Source organism: Pontibacterium sp. (assembly GCF_041587635.1).
Taxonomy (GTDB): Bacteria; Pseudomonadota; Gammaproteobacteria; order Pseudomonadales; family Balneatricaceae; genus Pontibacterium.
Map to the genome: position 1 here is coordinate 1 of NZ_JBFGYC010000117.1, position 8,656 is coordinate 8,656.

The 8,656-nt window shown below is 50.8% G+C and carries 9 protein-coding genes and 1 riboswitch; of the genes, 5 read left to right on the forward strand and 4 right to left on the reverse strand.

Annotated features, from left to right (window positions below; genetic code table 11):
• Positions 1–295 (forward strand): SDR family oxidoreductase (locus tag ABYW01_RS08055; RefSeq protein WP_372831962.1); only part of this gene is annotated, 295 nt, incomplete at its 5' end.
• Between the two features lie 147 nt (positions 296–442).
• On the opposite strand, the gene ABYW01_RS08060 is transcribed toward ABYW01_RS08055, so the two are convergent.
• Both ABYW01_RS08060 and ABYW01_RS08065 read right to left on the reverse strand, forming a co-directional pair.
• Positions 443–2,020: an MFS transporter gene (locus ABYW01_RS08060; protein ID WP_372831963.1), complete on the reverse strand. Its 1,578-nt coding sequence runs from the start codon at positions 2,018–2,020 to the stop codon at positions 443–445.
• Positions 2,021–2,069: 49 nt separating this feature from the next.
• Positions 2,070–2,555, reverse strand: coding sequence for a YajQ family cyclic di-GMP-binding protein (locus ABYW01_RS08065; RefSeq protein WP_193952870.1), 486 nt, complete (start codon positions 2,553–2,555; stop codon positions 2,070–2,072).
• Positions 2,556–2,684: 129 nt separating this feature from the next.
• On the opposite strand from ABYW01_RS08065, the gene ABYW01_RS08070 reads away from it, so the two are divergent.
• The 4 genes from ABYW01_RS08070 to ABYW01_RS08085 all read left to right on the forward strand — a co-directional run bounded on the left by ABYW01_RS08070 (position 2,685) and on the right by ABYW01_RS08085 (position 6,798).
• The gene (locus ABYW01_RS08070; protein WP_372831964.1) at positions 2,685–3,593 is read left to right on the forward strand and encodes a ketopantoate reductase family protein; all 909 of its coding nucleotides are present in this window, start codon (positions 2,685–2,687) and stop codon (positions 3,591–3,593) included.
• Positions 3,594–3,667: 74 nt separating this feature from the next.
• A riboswitch (cobalamin riboswitch) is annotated at positions 3,668–3,869 on the forward strand.
• A gap of 32 nt (positions 3,870–3,901) precedes the next feature.
• Positions 3,902–5,788 (forward strand): TonB-dependent receptor family protein, encoded by a 1,887-nt coding sequence (locus ABYW01_RS08075; RefSeq protein WP_372831966.1) that lies wholly within the window; start codon positions 3,902–3,904, stop codon positions 5,786–5,788.
• A gap of 53 nt (positions 5,789–5,841) precedes the next feature.
• On the forward strand, positions 5,842–6,402 hold the full coding sequence (locus ABYW01_RS08080) for a cob(I)yrinic acid a,c-diamide adenosyltransferase (RefSeq protein WP_193952867.1): 561 nt from the start codon (positions 5,842–5,844) through the stop codon (positions 6,400–6,402).
• Positions 6,403–6,507: 105 nt separating this feature from the next.
• On the forward strand, positions 6,508–6,798 hold the full coding sequence (locus tag ABYW01_RS08085; RefSeq protein ID WP_372831967.1) for a hypothetical protein: 291 nt from the start codon (positions 6,508–6,510) through the stop codon (positions 6,796–6,798).
• A 19-nt stretch (positions 6,799–6,817) separates the two neighbouring features.
• Here ABYW01_RS08085 and ABYW01_RS08090 read toward each other — a convergent pair whose 3' ends face one another.
• Both ABYW01_RS08090 and ABYW01_RS08095 read right to left on the reverse strand, forming a co-directional pair.
• Complete coding sequence (locus ABYW01_RS08090) at positions 6,818–8,329, reverse strand: HDOD domain-containing protein (RefSeq protein ID WP_372831968.1); 1,512 nt, start codon at positions 8,327–8,329, stop codon at positions 6,818–6,820.
• Between the two features lie 21 nt (positions 8,330–8,350).
• On the reverse strand, positions 8,351–8,656 hold a 306-nt coding region (locus ABYW01_RS08095), incomplete at its 5' end, for a histidine phosphatase family protein (protein ID WP_372831969.1).

An 8,656-nucleotide genomic window follows, 5' to 3' on the forward strand; every position in this document is an offset into this window, starting at 1 on the left:
CAACATGGGCCAGACTAACTACACTGCAACTAAAGCCGGTGTAGAAGCGATGGCTGTGACTTGGGCGAAAGAACTGGCGCGCTACGGCATCCGTGCGACATCCATTGCACCGGGCTACATCGGTACTGAAATGGTTATGAGCATGAAACCTGAAGCACTGGACAAGATTGCAGCAGGTATTCCAGCTAAACGCCTGGGTAAACCAGAAGAGATCGCACGTACTGTGACTTTCATTCTGGAAAACGACTACGTTAACGGTCGTTGCATCGAAGTAGACGGTGCACTGCGCATCTAATTTTCGATACGCTCTCCGAAAAAAACCGGCCATTGGCCGGTTTTTTTGTGTTCGCATTTCTCATTAGAACAAAATAAGACTTATAGAATGTCCGTGTACGAATAACACTTCGTACTCAGTCGCGCCGTCTTAAATGCCTAAGCTCCTTTATTCAACCTTTGCGGTCACCGTCTGCGGCAGTGCTTCTATTCCAATCCAGCGACGCGCCATCACGATCAGCAACAGCACCGGCAATCCGATCAACGTCGTAAAGATAAAGAACCAGTCGTACCCGATACTGTCCACGATGGAACCGGAATAACCGCCCAAAATTTTCGGCAACAAGGTCATCAGCGAGCTAAATATTGCATATTGCATCGCCGTAAAGGAGATACTGGTCAGGCTGGATAGAAACGCTACAAACGCCGCACCAGCCAAACCTGCCGAGAGATTATCAGCGGCAACTACAATATAAAGCCACAGTAGATCCGCACCTTTATCCGCAAGAATCATAAACAGAAGGTTGGTTGCCGCCGATAACAGCGCTCCCAGAAACAGAATCCGCATCACCCCCTGACGCATCGCCAACAATCCGCCAAGAAAACCACCCGCGATGGCCATCACCACTCCGAAGGTTTTTACTGCAGTCGCAATCTGTTCTTTGCTGAATCCCATATCCAGATAAAAGACATTGGAAATCACACCCAGCACGATATCAGAGATCCGGTAACTGCCCACCAGCAACAACAGGAACAATGCAGCCTTCACACCGTAGCGGTCAAAAAAGTCACGTACTGGAGCCACATAGGTCTCATCAACCATTGACTGCTTCACCAACCCGGTTTTCAACAACACTCGCGCTACTACAAAGCTCACACTGGCCGCGATCACTAAGCGCAACGTTTCAACCAAAAATGACGCTAACGCCCGATTGCCAACACCCTCTGACAATGCCTTTTTCAGTGCCCCTGACGGCTCTGAAGTCAGATAGAAACAGAGGATAAATCCCGCCAGCGCAAGCGCGAACAGCACAACAAATCGCCCATATTCGAGGGCACTGTAACTGTAACTGCGTTGTTCACTCAGCGCTGGCTCATTAATAGTCAGAGTTGTCGCAACCCCCACCAGCATCACTGCAGCCATGATCCAATAGGTATTGCTCCAGGCGCTGTACTGATAGTTGCCCAGCTCAGTACCAAAACCCGATGCCAGTACTAATGCCCCTGCACCCGCCACTACCATCGCCACGCGATAACCCGCGATATATGACGCTGACATCATGCTTTGCAATCGTGTATCCGCCGCTTCAATACGATAGGCATCAATCACAATATCCTGCGTGGCAGAAGAGAAACCCAACGCAACAGCCGCCAGTGCCATTGCGGTCTGACTCTCCGCCCCCAACGCCGGATCAATGCTCGCCATCGCGCCTATCGCAGCGATGATGGCAAACTGTGCCACTAGCAAGCAACTGCGCCGTCGCCCCAACAAACGCGATAACCAGGGCACAGGCAATTGATCCACCAATGGCGCCCAGACAAACTTAAAGGAGTAACCCAGTGCAGCCCAACTAAAAAAGGTAATGGCAGCGCGTTCAACTCCTGCCTCTCGCAGCCAGAGTGAAAGAGATGAAAAAATGAGGAGAATAGGGATTCCCGCAGAGAACCCCAAGAACAACATCACAACAACACGGGGATGAAGAAAAGCCCCAAGCGATTCACGCCAGCTGGCCTGAGGCTCCTGCATAAGCAGCTCCGTTTTGAGTCAATTAAAACATGTTGCGATGAGACAACGATCAGTCGCGGAAGTTGTTAAACTGGAGAGGAATATCCAGATCAGATTCACGTAACATCGCAATCACCTGCTGCAGGTCATCACGTTTCTTGCCCGTCACACGTACCTGTTCACCCTGTACTTGTGTCTGCACTTTCAGCTTTTTGTCGTCTTTGATCATTTTGGTGATCTTTTTCGCGGTAGGCTGATCCAGACCCTGCTTCAGTACAACTGTCTGACGCGCACGCATGTTAGCCATTTCAGCATCCTTAACATCCATACAACGGATATCAATTTTGCGCGCTACCATCTTTGTCCGCAGAACATCCATCATCTGCTGTAGCTGGAAATCAACCTCAGCAATCATCACGATAGAATCATCATTCAGCTCGAATGTGGCATCCACGCCTTTAAAATCATAGCGTTTATCAATTTCACGGTTGGCCTGATCGACAGCGTTGGTCAGCTCATGAGTATCCAGTTCAGATACTACGTCAAAAGATGGCATTGATTGCTCCTGTAATTTTAACCAATACTGGGATTTTATATGAGCCTCTGACCCATTTCACCCTGTCGTTCAGATAGTTATCATTACAGCTCTCCCTCGAACCGAAGCGATACACAGGAAAACGAATCAATGGCTGATCACTGGCATATTCTTGGTGCAGGCTCTATCGGCTGCCTCTGGGCCGCCCATCTGGTAAAGGCTGGCCACAAGGTGACAATGATTTTGCGGAATTCCCACCGATTGGATGAATTTGAGAAAGCGGGATCGGTTCGCCTGGAAACAAATGACACAACCGAAGATTATGCAGTTAAGGCCTGTCTCGCTGACAGATGCGAGAACATCAGCCATCTACTGGTGACGACTAAGGCATACGATACCGCCAGCGCCATCCAACCGCTGAAGGACAAATGCCGGTCCGACGCATCAATCGTGATATTACAAAATGGAATGGGCGCTCAGCAGCAAGCAGCAGAACTCATGGCGCCGATCAATGTTTGGGCCGCATCCACAACCGATGGGGCCTGGCTTAGGTCTCCTTTTCATGTGGTGTATGCCGGACACGGAGAGACTAAAGTGGGCGCACTCTCGAAGGGGGATCTGCCCAACCTCCCTGCCGGGATGACACCGGCAGCACCACTCAAACTCGTCGCTGACCCGTCGATAGAACTCAGTCTATGGCGAAAATTAGCGATCAATTGCGCCATCAACCCACTCACCGCTTTCTATGATTGCCGCAATGGGGCCTTAACCGAGGATCCAGAAAAACATCAGCATATGGCACGGCTGTGCGATGAGATCGAACAACTCTGTCATCATAAGCACCTGAAACTGTTTGACGGGCCGATTCTGCAACAGGCAGAAATTGTCGCAACAGCCACCGGCAGCAATTTCTCCTCAATGCTTCAGGACGTGCGCCATCAACGTAAAACGGAACTGGATTTCATTACCGGCTATTTGCTAAAACAAGCGCAAATAGCCGGCATTCAACTTCCCGTCAACGAGCAGCTTTATAACGACTTGAAAGAAAAGCCAGAATAACTGGATTTTCATGAATGACCTTCATCTTCCACTGACTGCCTTTCAATTGCCCATTGCGCTAACAAACCCTACACTACGCGGCGCCTGTTACTGGAGCCTAATAACATAGGGATAATCGGGAAGACTGGTGAGATTCCAGCACTGCCCCCGCAACGGTAAACGACATAGGTGACCGCATATCCACTGGATTTTAAAAGTCTGGGAAGGCGCGGTCTCCTCCGCGAATAAAACCGCCTGTCGTGAGTCCGGAGACCGACCAGTGACCTCATTTTCTGACAGTGTGCGGTGGGCACATTGCAAGGGGAATCATGAAGAATACACTGTCTCTGTCTGCTGCCCTGCTGGCAGCCCTGCCTGCTTACGCGCAGGATACTCAGCTGGATACGGTCATCGTATCTGCCACCCGTTTCGAAGCCTCCGGCAACACCACACCAACAATGGTCAACGTTGTGTCCGCTGAGCAGATCGAAGCCAGCGGTGCCAACAACATCGCTGATGTTTTACGTACCCAACCCGGACTGCATCTGCGTGACGCCTCAGGTACCAATAATCGCGTTGCAATCTCCATGCGTGGATTTGGCCAAAACAGCACCAACAACGTGCTCGTACTGGTCAATGGACGCCGCCTGAACAATCAGACACTGGAAGCGCCGAACCTCAACCTGATTGCACTGAACGATATTGAACGCATCGAAATCATACAGGGCAGCGCGGGTACGCTATACGGTGAACAGGCCGTTGGTGGTGTTATCAACATCATTACCCAACCCATTACCGATGCTCAGGGACGCATCAGCATCAGTCGTGGTTCCGATGATCAGGAACGCTATAACCTGGCATACAGCCGAGGATTTGATAACGGCTTTGGTCTACGTCTGAGCGCCGAATCCCAGCACGCAGATAACTACCGTGATCATAGCGCCACCGACTTTAACAACGTTTTTGGCGAAATTGAGAAGATTCACGACAGCGGACGCGTGTTCGTTGAGTTACAGAAAACAGAAGATGATGTAGAGCTGCCCAACTCTCTGAATATTAATCAGAAACAGGCAGACCGTCGTCAAAGCACCTCATCTGATTTCCTTAATTACGACAGCGACGTGGTTGTTCTGGGTCTGGAACAGGACCTGGCAGAGCAATGGGAACTGCGCGGTGAATACAGCATTCGCGATACAGACGGTAAGGGTATTCTGTTTTCCGATTACACTCAGGATACGCGGGTTAAATCCTTCACACCCCGGTTATTGGGTAAGCTAGGCCACGCAGATATCACGCTGGGTTACGACCGCCACCGTACCGATTACGTACGCGGCGGCTACTCTCCGCAAACCCGCCAACAAACAGCCAATGCGATATACGCCCGTGCGCAGATGCCCCTGATCTTAGATGATCTGCAACTGACTATTGGTGGCCGTGAAAGCCGGGTAAAGGATATCGACCTTCGCAATAACCAAGACAACTCCCACTCTCGTTTTGTAAAAGAGATCGGCATGACCTATCAGCTTTCAGCAGAACAGCGTGTTTTCCTGCGTCGTGACGAAAGCTTCCGCTATGCCAATATGGATGAACTGGCGGCTCTGCCAGCCGGTGAAACCTTTCTGAAACCACAGGAAGGCACCTCACTGGAGTTTGGCTGGGAATGGTCTCAATCCACCACTCAGCTACAAGCGACTGTGTTCCAGTTGGACCTGGATAACGAAATCAAATACAACGCGGCCACATTTGCCAACGAAAACCTGGACGAATCTCGCCGCCGCGGATTGATTCTTAGTGCCCGTCATGGTCTGACGCCTGATCTGCAGCTAACCGGAAACTACAGCTATACGGATTCAGAGATCAAGACTGGCACGCATGCAGGAAACGAAGTTCCTTACGTACCTAACCACAGCGTTGCACTGGGACTCGACTATCAGCTGACGAACGAAACCAATGTCTATCTAGACGCTAAATATACCGGTGCCCAGTTCAGGGATGACGATGAAGCGAACAGTCTGAGTCAGGTCGGTGGTTACACGGTGGTCAACGCTAACGTGCGTTGGTCGTTCCAGCAATGGGATGCATCACTGCGTATCAACAACCTGTTCGACAAAGAGTACGACGCTTACACTATCGCCGCACCCTGGCTTCCCGGGGGTAGTGCATACTATCCTGCAGCCGGTCGCCAACTGATGCTGACATTAGGCTATAGTTTCTAACAGATTCACAACCTCGGGGCCTTCATTGGCCCCGTTTTGTATGAGGCCTACACATGTCAGACCGTCTAAACCGCATCTACACCCGCACCGGTGATCAGGGTACCACTGCACTGGCCAATGGCTCCCGCGTTGCTAAAACTCATCCCCGTATTGAAGCCTTAGGTACGGTTGATGAACTCAACTCCCTATTAGGTGTCCTAATTGCTGATCTGGAGCCCGAGCACGCTCTCGTCAACGATCTGACACCCTTGCAACATGATCTGTTTGATCTGGGCGGAGAGCTTGCCGTGGCGGATGAGTCCTATCAAGTGATCACGGAAGAGGTAGTGGAAGGTCTGGAAGTTGTTCTGGACCGTCTCAACGAGAGTTTGCCACCCCTGAAGGAATTTATTCTGCCGGGTGGCAGCCGCGTAGCCGCGAATTGCCAACTGGCCCGCAGTATCTGCCGTCGGGCGGAACGACGTATGGTTGAACTGGGACATGAGGAATATATCAATCCTCAGGGTGCGGCGTACCTGAACCGCTTATCCGATCTGCTGTTTGTTGCCGCCCGCATTCTCGCACGCGAAGGCACTGGCGAAGTACTCTGGCAGCCACGTAAACAACGTAGCTGAATCCCGGGTTCAGGACTTATTCAGTCCAGCCACCTATAATTGCGAACTAAACACTCTGCCAACTCTCTGGCATGCGTGAAATCAATCTACAATGAGGGGAAAAATATGCGTTATTTATTGCTGTCCGCGGCCCTGCTGATTTCTGGTCCGGTGCTGGCCGACTGCGGTATGAAACAAACGTTTTGCGAAAGTAAATGTAAAGTGAGCCATTTGGGCGACGATGCAGCCGCGACCGGCTGTAAGTCAAAATGTATCGCCCAGCGTGCGGCGTGCTCCACTGAAAAAGGCGCTGAAACAGTGATCGAAGTCGGTAAAAAGGGCGCTGAAACAGCCGTAGACGCAAGCCAGAAAGCTTGGGAAAACACCAAGTCCTTTATCAAGGGCGCGACAGAATAACACCTGAGCGTTAAGCACCTCAGGCGTTAAGCAGTGCTAAACGCGCCTGACTGGCAAACTGGCTGAACACTTTAAAATCCTGTTCATCCAGTGCGCCATGCCCTTTTAAACGATCCCCATAAAGCATACCAATCACGCGTTCCTTCACCACGATCGGGGCCACAACAAACCCCTGACAACGCACCTGCTGAATGAAATCAGCCGGTATCCGTTCGTGCCAGCCATTTTCGTCGATGTCACTGACCAACAACGTTGCACCACGCGCAATAACACGGAAAAACATATCGTTGTTGCTGCCGTCCTTACTGCGGGAAAAATACCGTTGGAGAGGTTCTATCGCATCGCCATCAGACATTTTTGGCTCAAGCCGTGTGCCACCACGATTAAGCAAGCATAACTGTACACGGTCCAGTTGCGTACAGCCCGCCATCGCTTCGATAACGGTTTTCAGAATTGTCGGGAGCGCTTCACCCTGGTTGATCATCTCGGTAACCTGATGCAGGTAATCCAGCTGCTGTTCGGCTGACGGGGTCTGCTCATCATCAAGCTCAACAACACCCTGTACGTCATCATCGACAGAACCACTTTGCGCCGTAATAAAGGCCATCTGGCGCATCAGTTCATCTTTTGCTTCATGCCCGCTCGGGGTGTACTTTCTCGCCATACTGGCGCAACTCAGGCCATAGTCAGATGCCATCTGAGAAACTTTTTGATAACAACGCAGTGCCGTCTCGCCGATCTGATCAGCATCCAAACCGGTCACCGTACCCAAATCATCAACCAGCTCGCCATAGGGGTGATCACCGTGCTCATCAAGATCATACAACTGTTCCAGCAACTGATAACTTAAACCCGCTATCTGAGCAGCATGATCACCTTCAATAAACTCACTTTTCACCGACATCGCGTGCACCACTGACGGAGGATGCCCCCAACTACGCGCCAGATCCTGCCCCAGATCGCTAAATGTGCCGCCCAGCATTTTCAGCTGGATCTTACGCCAGGGCAGTTCAGCCTTTTTACGCTCCACCAGCATTTTTCGGTAAACCGAAGGCATCGTATGGGCGATCACAATCTCACCCAATCCGTATAACAGGGCATTAATGTAGGCTTCTTCAGCATCACTGACATGGTGGCTGCGAATCGCCAGATCACTGGCAATATTGGCATTGAGAAATGCACGCATCAGCAATCCGGGAGTATTGATATCGGGGTGATTCTTGTGAAAACCCTCAACCAATTTCAAGGTGAGGCAGATGTTTTTGATCTTTTTAAAGCCAATCAACACCACTGCGCGCGACACAACAGTAATCGCCGCACCACCACGATGATAGGTTGAGGAGTTCGCAATTTTCAGGATTTTCGCTGAGAGATTGGCATCTTTCATGATCGCCATCGCTAATGCCATGGCGTCACTCTCTTCAGAACTACTGACTTGTTGAATTCGGTTAACGGTCGTACTGAACACCGGCAGGTCACCCAACCGGTCAAGTTTTTCATACACAAAACGAAGGGTATCGGAGTAATTCAACAGCCAGTTTCCATCAATGGGTTACAACGCCTGCGACGGCAATTGAGCAACATTACAAGTGACAAGTTCGGGCCAGACCTGTGTTTGATCACAGTAAAATCTGAGTCGGGTAAAGTGGGCATGATCCAAGCGAATATGACTCCAGCGCGCGGGATCAAGCTTTAAGCAATCTGCGATCAAAGTACGAATCACACCCCCATGTGTCACCAGCAACAGGTGGTCATCGTCGGTATTCAGCAGCGCATCACGGCCTGAGAATACACGTTTCTGAAGCGTAGCAATACTCTCACCTGCCGGTGGTGTATTGTTCGCCGGATCATTCCAAAA